The 19153-nt window shown below is 58.6% G+C and carries 16 protein-coding genes; 6 read left to right on the top strand and 10 right to left on the bottom strand.

The annotated features are described in order from the left end of the window. Positions 1-164: 164 nt before the first annotated feature. The 4 genes from FPL19_RS11415 to FPL19_RS11400 all read left to right on the top strand — a co-directional run bounded on the left by FPL19_RS11415 (position 165) and on the right by FPL19_RS11400 (position 6294). Positions 165-2153 (top strand): HDOD domain-containing protein, encoded by a 1989-nt coding sequence (locus FPL19_RS11415; protein ID WP_150912693.1) that lies wholly within the window; start codon positions 165-167, stop codon positions 2151-2153. A gap of 17 nt (positions 2154-2170) precedes the next feature. Further along, positions 2171-4339, top strand: coding sequence for a putative bifunctional diguanylate cyclase/phosphodiesterase (locus tag FPL19_RS11410; protein ID WP_150912692.1), 2169 nt, complete (start codon positions 2171-2173; stop codon positions 4337-4339). Between the two features lie 243 nt (positions 4340-4582). Continuing rightward, on the top strand, positions 4583-5236 hold the full coding sequence (locus FPL19_RS11405) for a class I SAM-dependent methyltransferase (protein WP_150912691.1): 654 nt from the start codon (positions 4583-4585) through the stop codon (positions 5234-5236). A 50-nt stretch (positions 5237-5286) separates the two neighbouring features. Beyond that, positions 5287-6294 carry a DUF2156 domain-containing protein gene (locus FPL19_RS11400; protein ID WP_150912690.1) on the top strand — a complete coding sequence of 336 codons (1008 nt, stop codon included), beginning with the start codon at positions 5287-5289 and terminating at the stop codon, positions 6292-6294. Here the strand turns inward: FPL19_RS11400 and murI are convergent. Both murI and nudC read right to left on the bottom strand, forming a co-directional pair. Further along, positions 6272-7117, bottom strand: a complete 846-nt coding sequence (gene murI, locus FPL19_RS11395) for a glutamate racemase (protein ID WP_150912689.1) — start codon at positions 7115-7117, stop codon at positions 6272-6274. The genes FPL19_RS11400 and murI overlap by 23 nt on opposite strands. Next, a complete protein-coding gene (nudC, locus tag FPL19_RS11390) occupies positions 7114-7935 on the bottom strand; it encodes an NAD(+) diphosphatase (RefSeq protein ID WP_150912688.1) in 822 nt (273 codons plus the stop codon). The genes murI and nudC overlap by 4 nt, the downstream gene beginning before the upstream one ends. Positions 7936-8076: 141 nt before the next feature. Between nudC and plsB the strand changes: the two genes are divergently transcribed. After that, positions 8077-10545, top strand: a complete 2469-nt coding sequence (gene plsB / locus FPL19_RS11385) for a glycerol-3-phosphate 1-O-acyltransferase PlsB (protein ID WP_150912687.1) — start codon at positions 8077-8079, stop codon at positions 10543-10545. Positions 10546-10550: 5 nt separating this feature from the next. Here the strand turns inward: plsB and FPL19_RS11380 are convergent, their stop codons facing one another. From FPL19_RS11380 to ppc, 7 genes are all read right to left on the bottom strand, one after another. After that, a complete protein-coding gene (locus FPL19_RS11380; protein ID WP_150912686.1) occupies positions 10551-11363 on the bottom strand; it encodes a class I SAM-dependent methyltransferase in 813 nt (270 codons plus the stop codon). Further along, entirely contained in the window at positions 11363-11725 is a 363-nt protein-coding gene (locus FPL19_RS11375) for a UDP pyrophosphate phosphatase (protein ID WP_150914169.1), read from the bottom strand. Before FPL19_RS11375 ends, FPL19_RS11380 begins: the two co-directional genes overlap by 1 nt. An 86-nt stretch (positions 11726-11811) precedes the next feature. Then, the gene (locus FPL19_RS11370) at positions 11812-12609 is read right to left on the bottom strand and encodes an undecaprenyl-diphosphate phosphatase (RefSeq protein WP_150912685.1); all 798 of its coding nucleotides are present in this window, start codon (positions 12607-12609) and stop codon (positions 11812-11814) included. 37 nt (positions 12610-12646) lie between these two features. Next, positions 12647-13342, bottom strand: a complete 696-nt coding sequence (gene tsaB / locus FPL19_RS11365; protein ID WP_150912684.1) for a tRNA (adenosine(37)-N6)-threonylcarbamoyltransferase complex dimerization subunit type 1 TsaB — start codon at positions 13340-13342, stop codon at positions 12647-12649. Positions 13343-13346: 4 nt separating this feature from the next. Continuing rightward, a complete protein-coding gene (gene adk, locus FPL19_RS11360; RefSeq protein ID WP_150912683.1) occupies positions 13347-14000 on the bottom strand; it encodes an adenylate kinase in 654 nt (217 codons plus the stop codon). 232 nt (positions 14001-14232) lie between these two features. Next, positions 14233-15603 (bottom strand): aminoacyl-tRNA deacylase and HDOD domain-containing protein, encoded by a 1371-nt coding sequence (locus FPL19_RS11355; RefSeq protein ID WP_150912682.1) that lies wholly within the window; start codon positions 15601-15603, stop codon positions 14233-14235. Between the two features lie 41 nt (positions 15604-15644). Beyond that, a complete protein-coding gene (gene ppc, locus FPL19_RS11350; protein ID WP_150912681.1) occupies positions 15645-18290 on the bottom strand; it encodes a phosphoenolpyruvate carboxylase in 2646 nt (881 codons plus the stop codon). Positions 18291-18373: 83 nt separating this feature from the next. Here ppc and FPL19_RS11345 point away from each other — a divergent pair, with 83 nt between their 5' ends. Further along, the gene (locus FPL19_RS11345; protein ID WP_150912680.1) at positions 18374-18607 is read left to right on the top strand and encodes a hypothetical protein; all 234 of its coding nucleotides are present in this window, start codon (positions 18374-18376) and stop codon (positions 18605-18607) included. Positions 18608-18694: 87 nt separating this feature from the next. Here the strand turns inward: FPL19_RS11345 and FPL19_RS11340 are convergent, their stop codons facing one another. Then, on the bottom strand, positions 18695-19039 hold the full coding sequence (locus FPL19_RS11340) for a pilin assembly protein (protein ID WP_150912679.1): 345 nt from the start codon (positions 19037-19039) through the stop codon (positions 18695-18697). Positions 19040-19153 lie beyond the last annotated feature (114 nt).

Raw genomic sequence — 19153 nt, 5'->3', positions numbered from 1 at the left:
ATACGTGTAAAAAGTTTACATGCGTCACATCCTGGTTAATACTTTGCTCAAAAAACCAGCGCTAACTCTTTAATAATGCGTTTTTTTGACTAATCTCAAAATGATTGGTGATCAATAAACAGTCAGACTTGGCAAAAAGGCCAGGCCAAAGGACAGGCAGGTTTATGGAAATCGCTCCTGACATCCAGCTTCCCAGTTTGCCGGAGGTAACCCTTCGTGCCCTGGAAGCCTGTCATCAGGAGGAAAGTTATCGCACCATCAGCGAAATCGTTTCTGCCGATACGGCCCTGGTATCACGCATTCTGGCTCTGGCCAACTCTTCTCTCTACGGCGCCTATACCCAGATACGATCCATTGATCAGGCGCTACTGCGCCTGGGTACTCACCGTTTTCATACCCTCGTATTGACGGCGGCGCTGCGTCAGATTCTCTACGAACTGGGAGCTGACCAGTGGCAGCAACTGCGGGATTTCTGGCGGCACTCCCTCACTACCGCCATGACCGCACGGGCCCTGGCCACCCTGACCCGCTACCCCGAGCCGGACCAGGCCTTCATGCTGGGCATGTTGCACAACGTTGGTGAGCTGATTGCCCTGAAAACACCGCCGGGCGATATCCAGCAATACTATTTTGACCATCAGTCGGAAATCGCCGCCAAGCTGGTGAGTGACTGGGGCCTTGGCCCCATGGCTTCCGATGCCATGCTTTACCAGCAGGCACTGCCCGCAGACATCCGCGATGCCGGCCACCTGGTGAAGCTGATCAGCCTGGCGACAAGGCTGGCCCAGTCAGATGCCGCCGGGATTGCAGCCGCCGGCACTATTTTCGGACTAAACGAAGAGCTGACCCGGGAAATCAACCGCCGCATTGATCAGGAAGTCGAGGGGGTTGCCAAGTCTCTGGGGATCCCTCTTTCAGCGGATTATGACGCCCGCGCCTCTCATGAGAAACTCAAACAGACGGTTCTGCGCCAGGCCATGGCAACACAGGCCCTTGACCTGTCTCCGCTGCAGGACAGCACCCAGGCATGTCTCGCCGCAACGGTCACCAGCCTGACGCTGATCACCGGCCTGCCCTCACTCTATTTTGGTGGCACGGATAATGAGTTGACCCTGTATTCCGCCAGCAACGGCGAACCCGCAGACCTGAGCGTCAGTGCCAGCCCTGCCAGCAGCCTGCTGACCGAAGCCTACACAACCATCGCCCCGCTCATTCTGGGCGACCGGGAGCCCAGCGTTCTCGACCGCCAGTTGATGAACCTGTTGCATGCTCCCTCGCTGGTGGCGCTACCGGTAACCGGGGGCGATCGATGCGCCGGCGTGTTCATCATCGGCACCGACACCGAGGGGGCGCAGCAGGCAGAGGAAATCGGCCGGCTATTCTGCTTTCAGCTATCCCGGGTACTGAGCGATCTTCAGGCAGGTGCCGAAAACCGTCAGGACGCCATGACCGACGAACTGGCGCAACAGGCGATCCGCCGTCAGGTTCATGAAGTCAGTAATCCGCTGACCATCATCCGCCAGTATATCTACCAGTTGCGTAACCGACTGGACGACACCGATGTGCACCAGCAACTGGACGTCATCCGTGAAGAACTGGACCGCGCCGGTGACCTGCTGCTACAGATCGGCAAGAGCTGGCACAATCCGAGCGCCGGGCACTCGGAAGACTGCGATCTCAATGAAGAACTCAAGGTTCTGCGGGACCTGCTGGAAGACGGACTGTTCAGCGACGAAAAAAAGACTTTGAGCTTACAACTGTGCGAAGATCCAACAACAATCGCAGCGCCCGCGGCCATTGTCCGACAGATCGTTATCAACCTGGTTCGCAATGCTGCCGAGGCTCTGGACGATATGACAGACGGTGGTAAGGTAAGTATTCGTAGCGTTGCGCCGGTGTGGCAAAGTAATCGCACCTGGGTCGAGCTGGAAGTATCAGATACCGGAGAGGGCCTGTCCCCCGACATACAGAGAAACCTTTTCTCTCCGGTTAAAAGTACCAAAGGCCGGGGCCATGGAGGCCTGGGTCTGAGCGTTGTGAAACAACTTGTGGATGACATGGAGGGCATCGTTAACTGCCGCACAGGAAGTGCGGGAACGGCATTCAGAGTGCTGTTTCCGATGGCAGATAAAAACAAAGTGGCTGAAGAATAGACGACGAGCGAACTGACATGACACCTGTGAGCATCGAGAAGACTCCTGGCGAACGACAGGCAGCACGAATCCTGGTGGTTGATGACGACCCGAGGTTACTCAAAAGCCTGTCCTCACTGCTCACGCAGGAAGGCCATGACGTGACGGAAGCCGAGGGAGGCCGCGCGGCGCTCCGGGTGATCAAGGACCACACCTTCGATCTTGCCATGCTCGACCTTCGCATGCCGGACGTGGACGGCTTTGATGTCATGGAGAAACTCTCTGCGGCCCAGGCTGACTGCGGGGTGATTGTTGTCAGCGGTGAAAGCTCCTTCGCCGCGGTCAGCCGGGCCCTCCGCCGCGGCGCTCTGGACTACATCCGCAAACCCTTTGACCCCGAAGAACTGCTGGCCACCGTACACAATGTTTTGAGTAAGTGTTCGCTGATCCGTGCCCACGAGCACGTCAGCATGCGGCTGGAAAAATCTGAGGAACTGCACCGCTATATCGTTAACAGCTCGCCGGATATCGTGTTCATGCTCGACGAGCGGGGCCGCTTCTGTTTCGTGAACAGCAAGGTCGAAAGCCTGCTTGGATATCAGCAGTCTGAACTTCTGGGGCGGCACTTTCGTCAGATCCTCGACAACCGTGATCTGGCCCGGGGCACCTATGCCCTCACCGGCCCCAATATTTCCGCCCACAACCCCAGAACCCTTGAGGTACGGCTGAAAACCCGTGGCAGCCGCAAGGCCACGCGACACTTTGAGATTACCGCGTTTCCCATATCTCCCGAGACCTGGCCCCAGGACGACGGAGAGATCAGCCACCGCAGCGAAGCGCGCTACTATGGCACCGCCCGGGACGTTACCGAACGCAAGGAGGCCGAGGCCTTTATCAACTTCCAGGCCTACCATGACCTGCTAACTCGACTCCCCAACCGGGCTCTGTTCAAGGACCGTCTGGATCTCGCCATTACCCACGCACGCAGAAGCGAACAGAAACTGGCGGTGATGTTCCTGGACCTGGACCGTTTCAAGGTGATCAACGATACCTTGGGGCATGCCATGGGCGACCGACTCCTTCAGGCAGTCACCCATCGCCTTGAGCAGTGCCTGCGCAAGGGCGACACCCTGTCCCGCTTTGGCGGCGATGAATTCACATTGCTGCTGCCGTCGATCCACAGTCATGAAGACGCCCGCCAGATTTCCAGAAAGCTGATCACCGCCCTGCGCGAGCCGTTCCAGCTCGGCAGTCACGAAGTGTTCGTTGGCGTCAGCATTGGCATTGCCATCTACCCCGAGGCCGGGGATTCCATGGATCAGCTGATTCAGAACGCCGACATCGCCATGTACCACGTCAAGGCGCGGGGAAAGGACGGTTACCGATTCTTCTCAGAGACCATGTCGGTCGATACGGCCGACCGCCTCAACCTGGAGCGGGATCTGCGGCTGGCGCTGGATCGTGATGAACTGCGGGTTTTCTACCAACCCCAGGTGTGCTCCACCACCGATTGCGTAGTCGGTCTGGAAGCTCTGGTGCGCTGGGAACATCCGGAACAGGGCCTGCTCTATCCTCGGGACTTCCTGCCCCTGGCGGAAGAGACCAAACTGATCGGGCGCCTCAGTGAACGGGTTCTGGATATTGCCTGCCGCGACGTTGGTCAGTGGATCCGGGACGGCCACAAGGACCTGCGGCTTGCGGTCAATCTTTCGCCCCTACAGGTTGAACACCCGCGGTTTGTCAGCACCCTGATGGACCAGCTTCGCGTGCATCATTTCCCGCCGTCAAACCTGGAAATCGAGATCACGGAAAACGTGATCATGAAAGACCTGGAGCACATCAGTCAGAAGCTGCGGGAACTCGCTAACCTGGGTGTGCGTATTGCAATTGATGATTTTGGCACCGGCTATTCGTCACTGAACTATATCCACCGCTTGCCCATCCACACCCTCAAGGTGGACCAGTCCTTCGTCAAAGGCATCCGCAGCGGCGAAGACGAGGCCTGTATCGTCAACGCTATTGTTGCCATGGCTCACGGCCTGCGCCTGGAAATTGTGGCCGAAGGCGTGGAAACTGATGAACAGCTGGCCTATCTGAAAAATCTCGGATGCCATCAGGTGCAGGGTTTTTACTACGGCCCGGCCCGGCCGAAAGAGGTCATTGAAAAAATCCTGGGTCAAGTACCCGCCCGCGCTGCTTCTTTCTGAGCGAAATACCCATCAGAACACCCCCGCGTTAGCCCTCTTCCAATGGCTCTGTTTTTCGATAATCCATTGTCGGACAGTCTGATTTAAAATGTTGATCTGGTTTGCAAAATGTTGCCAAGCGTAACTTTGTGTATCCGGAAATGCGCAGTACTGCACACAATTGGACCTGTCACTTCTCTAAGCTCAAATCATTAAGTGCTTTCTCGGGAAATCCCCGAATCGATCTGAACAGGCGGAAGTGGCATGCGCGATAAATACAAATACATCGGACCGGTCTACGATTTTCTCAGCAACCTGTACAGCGGCAAGAACATCCACCGTTGCAAGACCGCCATGCTGGATGTGGAAACCGTCAAACCCGGCGACCGCATTCTCTTCGCCGGGGTAGGCCACGGCCGCGATGCCATTCGCGCCGCGGAGCTCGGCGCCGACGTCACGGTTGTCGACCTGTCGGAAACCATGCTGCGCAAGTTTGGTGATGCCCAGCAGGAGGAAGCGCCGCATCTGACTATCCGTCGCATCCACAGCGACATCATGAAAGTTGACGACTACGACCAGTACGACATGGTGGTGGCCAACTTTTTCCTGAACGTCTTTGACGAGGACATGATGGTGCGGGTTCTGGAACACCTGATCCGCCTGGGCAAGCCAGAGGCACGGATTGTCGTAGGCGACTTCTGCTACCCCACCGGCAATATCGTTGCCCGGATGTTCAAGAAGCTCTACTGGTACATGGCCGTTTTCACTTTCTGGCTGCTGGCCAACAATGCCTTCCACAAGATTTACAACTACCCCGAGCACATGCAGCGCCTTGGCCTGGATGTCACCGAAAAGAAGCATTTCAAACTGCTGAACATGAACTGCTACTGGTCAATTCTCGGGCAAAAGCGGGCCTGATGGCCGAACGACTGGAAGGGCACTAAAACAATAACAGGGGAGAATTCACAATGACGGATCAGATTCTATCGCTGGACGGCATACGATCAACCGACGCAGGTGCGTTTACCCACTCCGAGCGGGTCGGCTACCTGAAAAAGCACGGTCTGCACTCCCAGTCATTCTCTACCCTGCAGCCGGGCATGGCCTATTTCGATGTACCAGGCATCGGCTACATTGCCTACATGCGCAAATGGGGCGGGATTTTTGTTCTGTCGGACCCGGTCGCCGACCCGGAGCAGTTCGAGGTTATCCTGGAGAAATTCCATCAGCGTTTCCCCAACGCCTGCTATATTCAGGTTTCCAAGCCGGTCGTCGACTTTCTCTACCGTCGTTTCGGTCTCTATGGCACCCAGTTCGGCAGCGAATCCCGCATCAATCTGAAAAGCTGGTCGCTGTCAGGCAAGAAAAAGCAGATTCTCAGAACCGCCCTGAACCAGGCCGAAAAAAACGGAATCTCCGTCAAGGAACGCTTCAGTGATGACCACACCCGGGAAATCTCTGACGCGTGGATTCGCACCCGCAAGTGCAAAAGCAAGGAAATCCGCTTTCTGATCCGTCCCATGGAAATGGAATACCGGGAAAACGAGCGCCATTTCTACGCCTACCAGGACGGAAAAGCCGTTGGCTTTATCTACTTCGACCCGATCTATCGCAATAACGAGATCGTCAGCTACGTGCCCAATATTTCCCGGGCCAATGCGGACTTCCGTCAGGGCATTTTCTATACACTGATGGCCCACGCCATGGAAGTATTCCGGGAAGAAGGCGTGCCCTTCCTGGACCTGGGGCTGATCCCCCTGTCGCTGCACTCGGAAACGGAGCACCAGGAAAGCCGTCTGCTGAAAAAGATCATGCACGGGGTGTATGAGAAAGGAAATTTCCTCTACAACTTCAAGGGGCTGGAATTTACCAAGTCACGATTCCGGGGTGAGGTATTCAAGACTTACTGCTGTCATCGCCGTTCGATCCCGGCGCTGGAATTCCTTGCCATGTTCAGGCTGACCCGGCTGATCTGATTCTGCCCTCTGCCGGCCAGTTGCCCAATAACTGGCCGGCCGGCAGCCCCAATTCCTCCAGATATTTCTCCAGCCCCGCCGGCAAACGGCCGGTAAAAAGAACCTGTTCGAAAGGCATCTGGCGTTCGGGTGCGGCCTGATCATCAGGTTCATATCCACCCTGTTCCAGCAGCCAGATCACCCGACGGGCAATGGCGTCGCCGGAATCCACCCAGAACTTCACCTCCGGCAGCAGCTCTTTCAGCAGTGGCGCCACCAGTGGGTAATGGGTGCAGCCCAGAACGACTGTGTCCACCCCTGTATCCCGGAAAGGCTGAAGTCCCTCGCTCAACGCTTCCGAGGGCAGCGTCTCGCCGCAGACCTGACCCTCGATCCAGCACACCAGGTCCGGAAGGCCGATACGCTCGACCAGGCAGTCACTGGCAAAGTCGTCGATCAACCCGGCGAGATACGGCCTGGCAACGGTTGCGGGCGTAGCCAGAATGCCGATACGGCGGTTTAACGATACCCCTGCCGCCGGCTTGATGGCCGGAACCACCCCGATAACCGGGATGTTCGTCATCGACCTGAGCGCAGGAAGCACCACGGTGCTGGCGGTATTGCAGGCCACCACCACCACGTCACAGGGAAAGTCTTCAAGGGCCTGGCGGATGAGCGTCCGACTGCGGTCAACCACCACGGCTTCCGACTGGCCGCCATAGGGAAACCCAGCGCTGTCCGCCAGATAAACCAGACGCACGGATGGCAAAGCCCGGTGGATACAGCCGGCAATGCTTAGCCCGCCGATACCGGAGTCAAATACCAGCACCCGCGGACTGGTCACGAGGATGTCCCCGACGCCAGAATCTCTTCCTCCATGGACCGGATCAGCCGACCCGAAATGGTGGTTACCGGAGGGACCGGCGGCAATTCACCGGGCCGGAACCAGTCCGCCTCGGCCAGCTCATCTTCCTGCAGAACCAGCTCCCCACCGGCGTAGTCGGCAAAGAAACCCAGCATCAGCTGGTGGGGAAACGGCCAGGGCTGGGAATGCTGGTAGCGGATGCCTGTCACGTCCAGCCCAGTTTCTTCTTTCACTTCCCGGGCAACCGCCGCTTCAATACTTTCCCCGGGCTCCACGAAGCCGGCGATCAGGCTGAAAAAGTGCCGCTTGATGCGCGACGAACGGGCCAGCAGCAGGGTATCGCCACGGCGGATCACGACGATGATGCAGGGTGCCAACCGGGGATACCAGGGGATGCTACAGATCTCACACCAACGGGCTCTCTCCCGCGGATGACTCTGGGTGGTAGATCCACAGCGGCCGCAAAACTGGTGATCCCGCCACCACTGCAATACCTGGAACCCGGTACTCAAGAGTTCAGCTGGCGCCTGCTCCGTCAGGATCAGGGCATCGCGAAGGCTCACCAGCTCCGCAGTCTGCGGAAGACCGGCCACTGCCACCTCCGCAGCGAAGACGGGACGATCACTGAATTGCCCTACGTACACCGGCCCCAGAGCGCCGGTTGTCAGGGGCTCAATGGCTTCCCAGCTGTGCAGCCATCCCTCACGGGGACGTGCAATCTGCCCGTCGGCAACCGCCAGGACAAAATCCGAAGCGGCCGGGCTTGCTTCAGACCAACCGGGAGTCCACTGCGTCATAGTCAGAATCCAGAAAAGAATTGGTTTAAAGTCTGAAATGTACCACACACCCGCAGGACAACCGAACGCGAACACGGCTTTCAGCGCTTCTCGCAAGCGAGTAAACTTAGCGCCTGTTTTGGTGAACCGGAGCCATCCTATATGCGATTTTTTCAGGGCCTTTACAGCCTGATCCTGACGTTTCTGCGCAAGATCCTGTTTCTCTGGGTTCGAACAGACGTCAGCGGCGCTGATCCCGAGGCATTGGGAATCGATCCCGACAAACCGGTTTGCTACGTTCTGCAGTACGCGTCCCTGTCCAGCCGCCTGGTGCTGGAGCAGGAAGTGCTTCGCGCGAATCTGCCCGGCGCCGAGTCATCATTGCCGGTCAAAAACGGCCCCAACCATTCGTTTTTCTTTCTCTACGGACGCAGTAACGGGCGCTCGCGGCGTCGGCGCACACCGGTTCAGACCAGCGAATTCAGGGCACTGGTTCACCACGGCCTGGAACACCCGGACCAGGATGTGCAGATCGTACCGGTATCACTGTTCTGGGGGCGCTCGCCGGACAAGGAAAAGTCGCTGGTCAAGCTGGTGCTGTCCGACAGCTGGTCCGTGGCCGGTCGACTGCAGAAGCTGCTGATCATTCTGCTTCACGGGCGCAGCACTTATGTTCAGTTCAACGCGCCCCTGTCTCTGCAACAGGTCGTCTCCGAGTATCGACACAGCCAGGAGCGGGCCAACCGCAAACTGGCCCGAATTCTGCGTACCCACTTCCGCCGGGTTCGCCAGGCGGTTCTGGGCCCGGACCTGTCCCATCGCCGCACTCTGGTGGGCGGCCTGATTCGCACGCCGGCGGTCAAGGAGGCAATCCGGGAGACAGCGATAGAGAAAGACATGAAACCTGAAAAGGTGCGGATGAAAGCGTACAAGTACGCCGACGAAATAGCCGCCAGCATGTCGGTTGTCACCATCCGTTTTCTGGAAGTGGTGCTGTCATGGCTGTGGAACCGCATCTATAAAGGCATTGCCGTTAATAATATCGGCGTGGCAAAGGAAGCCGCTCAGGATAATGCCGTGGTCTATGTGCCCTGCCACCGCTCACACATCGACTATCTGCTGCTGTCCTATGTGCTCTACAAGAACGGCCTGATGCCACCGCACATTGCCGCGGGCATCAACCTGAACATGCCAATCGTCGGGCCCATTCTCCGCCGTGGCGGTGCCTTCTTCATGCGCCGCAGCTTTAAGGACAACCCGCTTTACGCCACCGTGTTCAACGAATATATGCACGTTATGTTCTCCCGCGGCTATTCCGTGGAGTACTTTGTGGAAGGCGGGCGCAGCCGCACCGGGCGCATGCTTCAGCCCCGCCCCGGCATGCTGTCGATGACAGTGCGCAGCTTCCTGCGGGACCATCGCAAACCCATCGTTTTCGTGCCGGTCTACTTCGGGTACGAAAAGGTTATGGAAGGTCGCTCCTACCTGGGTGAGTTGCGGGGCAAGAAAAAGGAAAAAGAGAACATCTTCACCCTGGCCAAAACCGTTCGGAAACTGAGTAACTCCTTCGGACAGGTGGCGGTGAACTTCGGCGAAGCCATCCCACTGGCAGACGTGCTGGACGAGGTGCATCCCAGCTGGCGCCAGGAAGCCTATGGCCCGGAATACCGGCCGCTCTGGTTGAACGAAGTCGTCAGCGAGCTTTCCAGCCGGGTCGCGTCGCATATTAACGCCTCGGTTGCGGTGAACCCCATCGGGCTGACCGCCACGGCGCTGCTGGGCGCAGAACGGCTTGCGATGGACGAGATGCAATTGACACGCCTGATGGACCAGTACGCTGACCTGCTGAGTAGCTACCCTTACGCCGACACAGTAACTCTGCCAGAAGGCAACGGCGAGAGCTGGGTGGCCTACTGCGAGAACATGGGCCTGATCACCCGCAAGCCCCAGAAACTTGGCGACATCATCGCGCTGGAAGGCAGCAACGCCATTCTGATGACCTACTACCGGAACAACATCCAGCACCTGTTTGCGCTGCCGTCGCTGATCGCCAGCCTGTTCGAGAACAAGCAGTCCCTGAGCCGCGAAAAGATCGAGTTCCTGGCCGGGGTCGCCTACCCCTACCTGAAATCCGAGCTGTTCCTCAAATATTCCAATGAAGACATCCCGGAAGTGATCAATAACTGGGTCGACGTGCTGGTACAGAAGGGGCTGCTGTTCGAAGAGGGCAAAGGCATTGTCAGCCGGCCGGAAGAAGGCACCGACGCCATGCTGCGCCTGCGTGTGCTGTCCCGCTTCATTATCCAGACCCTCGAGCGCTACCACATCGCCATTGGCGTGCTGCGCCGGTACGGGTCCGGCAAGGTCACTGCGGAAGAACTGGAAGACCAGTGCACCCTGCTGGCCGAACGCATGTCGATCCTGTTCGGCCTGAACGCGCCGGAGTTCTTCGACAAGACCCTGTTCCGCAACTTTATCAAAAGTCTGCAGAACAACGGCGTCGTCACCAGGGATGAGGACGGGTTGCTCTGCTACAGCGAGGCACTGGATGAAGTGGCGGAAGATGCCCGTCTGGTGCTGAGCGTGGAGAAGCGCCAGGCCATCCAGCAGGTAACCATGCTGGGCGCCTGACCGATTCAGGTGGCGGTCGGCAATGCCTTCAGGGAGTAGACGTCAAAGCGACTGCTCTTGCCTTCTATACGCGCTGTGACTGCCGGGCCGTTCAGCGGCTCGGCCTTGCGGGGGCGCTTGACCACAACTCGGTATCGGGCAACTGCGAGGGCCGCCTCGAGCAGGGCGTCAGAATCGTCATCATCCCCCACCACCTGTCGGAACACCTGCATTTCTTTCTTTACCAGAGCTGATTTGTCCCGGTGGGGAAACATCGGATCCAGATAGACAACATCCACTGAGTCTGCCTCTCGCCTCTGAAGCCATTCGAGGCTGTCTCCGGCTTCAAGGCGCATGCGCCCGACAATATCGGCGCACTGTTCATTCATTGCTGCCCTTGCCAGGCCATCCGCAAGGATCGCGTGAATGACTGGCGAACGCTCAAACAGCGTAACCTGGCACCCCAGTGACGCCAGCACGAAAGCGTCCTGCCCAAGACCGGCGGTGGCGTCAAGGATGTGCAGGGTCTGTCTGGTCTTTTGCAGGCCCACGGCTTTGGCGATCAATTGGCCGGTTCCGCCGCCGTGCTCCCGCCGGTAACCGGCCTTACCGCTGACAAATTCCGCCCGGACCGGGCCAGGAGCGCCCTTGCCGGTCAATTGCAGGGACAGGCCCTGATCATCGGAATAAAGCAGGAGCGAGGCGCTGTTCACCTGTTTTGGTTTCACCTGTCCCAGAAAGGGAACCGCCAGATCCTCCGCCAGCGCCTTCGCCTGCCAGGCATCGCCCAGGGCACTGTGGCCGATGGCCAGACCGGATGGGTCAGGCGTGGAAACCATCAAACGCGGATATCAATGCCGGTAATGAGGCCGTCAGGAGCTTCTGAAGGGGCAGCTACGTTCGCAAACGTAGCCAGAGCGCGGGAGGTATTCAGTGGGACATCATCGGCCCGGAATCGTTCCAGGCGGATATCCTCAGCGGCACGGCGTGCCTCAACCCGACGGTCTGTAGAGTCGGACGGCGAACCGGGGCGGGATTCAACGGCGGCAGGGGATGCATCGGCAAGGTCACGGCGAACGCGGGCCTGGCTGTCGTCCGCGGTCGACGCCGGCGCCCGGGCCACATCACTACGCTCACGGGCGGGCGAGTTATTGCCAGCCTGGTAAGCCAGGTTACTGTTGGGATTAATTCCGCCGATCATCGATGCCACACCGGGTTATCAGTCACAGAATCCAGATTATGGAAGATACCTGAGTGATTTAAAAGCACCTGTTATGAAAGCATTTGTTACAGCAACATCAGGAACAGGATCGCGCCCAGCAGCAGGCGGTAAATCACAAAGGGCAGGAGGCCAAGGCGCTCGAGAAAGGTCAGGAACAGGTGGATGCAGATGACAGCGCTGATAAAAGACAGCCCCGTTCCCAGAGCAATGCCGGCCCAATCGGTGGCCCCACCCTGCTCGATCAACTCAAGGGTTTTCAGCAGCCCTGCGGCAAGAATCAGGGGAATTGAAAGCAGAAATGAAAAACGTGCCGCCGACTCGCGATTAAACCCCAGAAAGAGTGCGGCAGTAATGGTAATGCCGGAACGGGAAGTTCCCGGAATCAGTGCCAGAGCCTGGGCAACACCAATCACGAGAGCATCTTTCAGCCTCAGGCTATCCAGGGACCGGGCACGGCGACCGACCGCGTCTGACCACCACAACACCAGACCAAAGCCCATGGTGGAGGTGGCAATCACGAGCCCCGAGCGCAGTGTGGTTTCAATAACATCGTTAAGAAGGATGCCAGCCAGGCCGGCGGGTATGGTACCTGCAATCACCGCCCAGGCCAGACCGCTATCCGGGCCGATGCGGCGCTGGGTGGTATCCACGAACAAGGCACCGGTAAGCTGGGCCACGGTCTGGCGGAAATACCAGATCACTGCCGCCAGAGTGCCCACATGAACCGCCACGTCGAAAGCCAGCCCCTGATCCGGCCAGCCCAGCAGTTGGGAGGGCAGAATCAGGTGCGCCGAGCTGCTGATGGGCAGAAATTCGGTCACTCCCTGCAGCACTGCAAGCACAATGATTTGCCATAATTCCATGGAGATCAGATCCGTATGGTAGGAAAAGACGGGAAACTCAGCGGCCGGGTAGTTTTTTCCACGCCACTTCATCCCTGATATAGACCGGTTGAGCTTCGGCAGCCGCAACGCCGCCCGTTGCAACAAAGGCCTCGGACGCAAGCTGCGCGACGCGACTGGCCTGGGGAATCAGGCTGTCGTCTACAGAGACCATCGCAGCCACGACGTCAGCCGGAAAATCCTGCTGCAGGGCCCAGCCACTACCTGCACCCCACCAGCGGGTTACATCAGCCGCAAGGGACACGTTTGCGGGCGGGCACACGCGCTCGGCGCCCAGAAGTTCCGGCCGGCCAGAGCGGCACTGGAAACAGGCCCAGTAGACTTCGCCCATGCGGGCATCAAAGGCAACGGCAACACCATCGCCGTCTGCCAGACCAAATCTTTCCACAGCGCCCGCGGCTACAGCCTGGAGTGACGATACCGGCACAACCGGAATCTCGAGCCCGTAAGCCAGCCCCTGGATAACACCGGTGGCAATGCGTACACCAGTAAACGAACCCGGGCCGCAGGCAAAGGCCAGTGCATCAAGATCAGCAGGCGTGATGCCGGCTTCGGTTAACAGCCCCCGGATCATCGGCATCAGCAGACGCGTGTGGCCGCGGGGAGCGATTTCCGAGCGGCCGGTTGCCTGCCCACCACAGATCAGCGCGGCAGAACATCCTTCCGAGGATGTATCGACGGCAAGCAGGTTCACAGGATTACTTCAGTTGCGTCAGAATCTGGTCGCGGATGTCATCCAGGCCGCCCACGCCTTCAACCCGAACGTATTTTGGCGCGCTGGCAGGATCGCTTTTCGCCCAGTCCTGGTAGTAATTGACCAGAGGTGCTGTCTGTTCATGATAGATCTGAAGGCGCTTGCGAACGGTCTCTTCCTTGTCGTCTTCACGCTGCATCAGAGGCTCACCGGTCTGGTCATCCTTACCCTCGGATTTCGGTGGATCGTATTTGACATGATAGATCCGTCCACTGGCTTCATGCACCCGGCGTCCGGACAGACGGCTGACGATCTCTTCATCGTCAACGGCAATTTCGACCACATAGTCGATGGCAATACCCTGATCCTTCAGCGCCTCGGCCTGAGGGATGGTGCGGGGAAATCCGTCCAGCAAAAACCCGTTCTTGCAGTCAGGCTGCTTAACCCGCTCTTCGATCAACGCAATAATGATGTCATCAGAAACCAGACCACCAGAGGCCATCACTTCCTTGACCTGCTTGCCCAGTTCAGACTCGGCCTTGACCGCCGCCCGAAGCATGTCCCCGGTGGAGATCTGGGGAATATCAAAACGCTCGGTAATGAACTGGGCCTGGGTCCCCTTGCCGGCGCCTGGCGCGCCCAACATGATGATTCTCATAGGTATTGCTCCCGTTATAGTCTTTATCGTTAGAAAAGCTGCGGCAAAACCCTCGGGCTTTGCGACATCCTCTCATTCCGGTGCGATTCCGGCAGGGTTCAGATAGGGGGTCTCTGACACCGGTACCTGACAAAGAAAGCCAAGCATTATACGAATTCGCACCCCCCAGAGAAAGTGGACCTCCGTCGTATGGGCAACACAGATACTCATTTCCGGAGTTTGCAACAGGGCGTCAGGATGACAGGGATCGGGCCAGCGCGTCCAGATCCCCGGAAACCTGCTCGACCTCGTCCCGGAGCGTGTCAAGATCCTGCTCCGTCAGGCCGAGCGATTCAGCCAGGGCCGGCAGATCGTCAGGATTGAACTCGTCACCGATGTTGCGCTCTTTCAGCAGCCCATTGGCCAGTTGCACCATAAGCACATACTGCTCGTGCTCACCGTGGTAGTCCGGGTGCTGGTGCATGCCCGCGGCTTTAACGACGGGGTCTGGAAGTTCCCAAAGGCGGTGCAGGATACCGCCAATGGCACCGTGCCCGACCGCCAGCAATTGCTGCCGGTCACCGGCGCCGAATACCTGTTGCTCCAGGGATTGCATGCTGGCTTCGGGGTTGGATTCGCGGAGCTGGTTCAATTCGTCGAATTCGGAGGGGAACAGATGCCCGATCAGCAGAAGTCCGAAATTGTGAAGCAGGCCGCAAAGGTAGGCCAGCCCTTTGTCTTCACCGCAACGTGATGCCAGGCGCTGGCTCAGAAACGCACAGTAGAGTGAATGCCGCCAGAACTCATCCATGCCCAGCATGCCCTTGCGGGGAATCTCGAATGCCCGGACCGACGCAATACCCAAGGCGATGTGAGCCACCCGGTCAAAGCCGAGAACACGGGTCACGGCTTCCTGTACCGAGTTGATCTGGCCGGGATAATTGAACAGCGCCGAACCGGCATAGCGCATGATCTGCGCCGTCATGCTGGGATCAAATTCGATCAGGTCGGCCAGCTCTTTCGCGGATGCCTCGGTGTTGGTCGTCAACCTGAGAATCCTTAGAGCCAGGGCAGGCATGGGCGGCAGTCGGTATAGCTTTTGGAGCTGATCGGCCACTTCCTCGAGAGTCAGGGCATCTCTTTCCCCATTGTTCTGCCCCCGGATCACCACATGCCCGGACGTTGCTCCGCTCAGGGCCCTCGCCAGAGAGGTTCGGTCCAATTCCAAGAGGGCATTATCGGCACCACTCGCCATAACAGCTCTGGAATAACCGAAAACGTCGTCATCAACCACAACCGGAATGTCGTAGGACGCGCCCACCGGTGGGATAAAGCCCGCATCACAGTCCAGGAAGAGCCGGGCCGCCTGGCGCGCGGTCAATGGCTGGAGGCGACGACCCGTGAGCCGGTGCACCAGCTCCGGGTCGATATTGCTGTTGTAGGCGTGCACCACCATCAGCGGACCGTTGATATCAATCATCAGACTGGCCCGAACAAACTCGTCGGGAGATCGCCCGGAGGCGGTCACAGCAGCGTCAAAATTTGCCGCCGGCTCCGTCGGCAGTTCCCGAAAGGGAATGCCTTTGAGGCTCAGAAAACGCTCGAGTCTGGGTGCTATTGGCAAGGAAGCTCTCCTATTCTGCCAGTTCTTTGTTGTTATGCACGCTAACCGGTATTACGCATACCCGCGGAAATGCCTGCCATTGTAACCTTCAGAGCGCGTTCGACCATCTCCGGAACCTGACCCTTACCCTCGCTTTCGCGATCGCGCTTCAACAGCTCAGCCTGCAGATAGTGTAGCGGATCCGTGTAGGGGTTTCGCACCTTCATCGAGTGGGCAAAGACCGGCTCATGCTCAAGCAATGTGTCCTGCTGCTTGAGTTCCAGCAAATGACTAATACATCCGCGCAGGCGCTCCCTCAGATCTTCCCCCAATTTCAGCAGCTGTGGATCATCCGCCAGGGTTTTCTCATAGTGACTGGCGATCCGGAGGTCAGCCTTTGCCAGCACCATCTCCAGCATATCGACATAGGTTTTGAAGAAAGGCCAGTGGTCCATCATCTCCCGGAGTACGGGGACCTTGTCGTTGGCAAAGGCCTCTTTCAGTGCCACATCGCTGCCCAGCCAGCTCGGCAACATCAGCCGCATCTGGGTCCAGGCGAAAATCCAGGGAATGGCCCGCAGGCTCTCCACGCCACCACCGGGCTTTCTGCGGGCGGGCCGGCTACCCAGCGCCAACTTGCCCAGCGCCTGTTCCGGCGTGACCTGGCGGAAATAGGGCACAAAATCGGGGTTTTCCCGCACGACCGAACGGTAGGCATTGAGCGAGCGTTCCGTCAGCCAGTCCATGGCCTCGCGCCACTCCGGTTCAGGGCCACGGGGCGGCGCCAGGGTGGCTTCAATGACTGCCGTGGTATAGAGCGTCAGGCTCTGCTCCGCCAGCCGCGGCAGACCGAACTTGAAGCGGATCATCTCGCCCTGCTCGGTAATTCTGAAACTGCCGTTCACAGAGCCCGGTGGTTGGGAAAGAATGGCCCGGTTGGCTGGGCCGCCGCCCCGGCCGACCGTGCCACCACGACCATGGAACAAGGTAAGGTGGATCCCGTAACGCCCGGCCACCTCGGTAAGCTGCTCCTGGGCCTGATACTGCGCCCAAGCCGCCATCATCTGGCCCGCATCCTTGGACGAGTCCGAATACCCGATCATGACTTCCTGGCTGCCCTTGCAGTATTCCCGGTACCAGTCCACTTCATACAGGGCTGCCATGCTGTCCGGTGCGCCACGCAGATCGTCCAGGGTCTCGAACAGCGGCACAACGCCCATGGGGTGGGTCATACCCGCCTCTCGCAGAAGCAGAATGACGTTCAGCACATCCGAGGGCTTGCTGGCCATGGAAATCACGTAGGAGCCAAGCGCTTCCGGCGTCTGCTTGGCCACCACTTCGCAGGTGGCCAGCACCTCCCTGACTTCCTCCGACGGTGTCCAGTTCCGGGGCACCAGGGGTCGACGACCCTGGAGCTCCTTGACCAGGAACGCCTGGCGCTCGTCCTCGCTCCAGGCCAGGTAGTCACCCAGCCCCAGGTAGTCCACCATTTCCGCCACCGCCTCGGCATGGCGGGAGGATTCCTGCCGGATATCCAGACGGATCAGCGGGAGGCCAAAGGTGTGGGCCCGGCGCAGGGTATCCAGCAGAGGCCCCCTGGCAATGGTTTCCAGACCGCAATCCACCAGTGAGCGATAACACAGCTCAAGGGGACCGGTGAAATCGCTGTTCTCGAACAGGATGCCGGTATCATCCGCGGATTTGCCCTCGATCCGGGCTTCCGCCCAGTCGCGGGTTCTGATGAGTTTCTCGCGCAGGTCTGCCAGGACCTGACGGTAGGGCTCCCGGGAGTCACCGACCACGGCTCTGAGTTCGTCGCTGGCCTGCCACATGGACAGCTCGGCCCGCAGCGACTGAATGTCCCGCAGGTAAAGATCCGCCGCCATCCAGCGGCCCAAAAGAAAGACCTTGCGTGTAACTTCGTGAGTCACGTTGGGGTTGCCATCCCGGTCGCCTCCCATCCAGGACGCAATGCGAATGGGGGTGGCGTCTAGCGGAAGGCCATTGCCAGTGGCCTCGGACAGCGCGCGGTCCAGACTCCTGAGAAACTTGGGCAGCGCGGTCCAGAGACTGTTCTCGATGACGGCAAAGCCCCACTTCGCCTCGTCCACCGCCGTTGGCCGCTCATGCCGGATTTCATCGGTGTGCCAGGCTTCGTTGACCAGCTGTGTCAGACGGTCGGTTATTTCCTCTTTCTCGGTGGGCAGCAGATCCTCGTGATCGAGCCGCGCCAGGCAGTCGGACATTTCATCGTATTTCATGATTAGCGTGCGGCGGGCCACCTCCGTCGGGTGCGCTGTCAGCACGTATTCGATGCGCAACTCCGACACCCGTTTGTGGAGCTCGTCTGGGCTGACACCGCCGTCCATCAACCGGTGAAAAACCTCGCTTAACGACTCCACCATAAGGTCGGACTCGTGGCCCCGTTTGCGGCGGATGCTGTGGTACTGTTCGGCAAGGTTTGCCAGGTTCAGAAACTGGTTGAAAGCGCGGGTAACCGGCAGTAGCTCGTCATCGCCAAGCTTGCCCAGCAGGTTGACCAGGCGCTGTCCGGACCCGCTTTCCTGACGACGGTCTGCCTTGGCGGCAGCACGAACCTCTTCAATCAGGTCGTAGCATTCCTGTCCCGGATGGCGCTGAATACTCTGCCCCAGCAGTTCACCCAGCATTCGAACGTTTTCTCGGAGTTCGGGATGCAGCTCTGTCACAATAGCGTCCTTTTAAATTGACGGAAGCGAAGTAAACTAAGGATACTAATAACGATTAACGCCTTTTGCCGCAAGGAGTATTCATGAAAGTAACCGATCTGCCCAAGCACTGGGAAAGCGAAAAAGAACCGGTTGAACGCAGTCACGACTATAACCTGAGACTCCCACTGGAAGATGCCGCGCGCATTGCCGCCCTTGCGGAACTCTACCCGGACCGCTCAGAGGCGGACATTCTGAATGACATGATTGCGGCAGCGCTGGACGACCTGGTCAGGCTCAGCCCGCTGAAGGACAAACTGGAAAACAAGGATAAATAGAGCGAGGGATGCTCATCGGGGGTGATGTTCAACCACCCCGCAGGAGAAATCAGCGCTGGCCCATTTCAGGCGGCCAGCCGGCCTTCCTCAAGCCACCGATTCGTACTGGCGGGCTTTAAGATCCTGGATGTGCTTCTGGCTCAGGCTGATAAAGCGCGGGGTCATGCCGCTGTCTTCATAGATTTCGAAGCCGTCTTCATCGAACGCCACCACTTTGGAACCCTGGACGTAAGGAAAGCTGGTTTCCAGCTCATCCAGTGCAGCGGAAATCAGATCGCGCATCAGATCCTGTGAGGATTTCATCGGGTAGAGAGCAGCCAGTTTCTCAAGCCGCTTGCGATGCTGGTCGGACAGGTTGGCATAGTAGGCATCGCGGGTCAGGCGCCCTCGTGCATGCTTGTCCCAGTAATTGACCAGATCTTTAATTTTCATGGTGCCGTTACTCCTGCTTTTTTTCTGGTGGCCCACCGGTGCACTAACGGAGTGCATCCTTAACCCAAAGTGTAGACGAAGCGGTCACGCCCGGTGCAGGTATAATGGTAACGG

This window comes from Marinobacter halotolerans, from assembly GCF_008795985.1.
Lineage (GTDB): Bacteria > Pseudomonadota > Gammaproteobacteria > Pseudomonadales > Oleiphilaceae > Marinobacter > Marinobacter halotolerans.
This window is presented reverse-complemented; position numbering and strand designations above follow the sequence as displayed.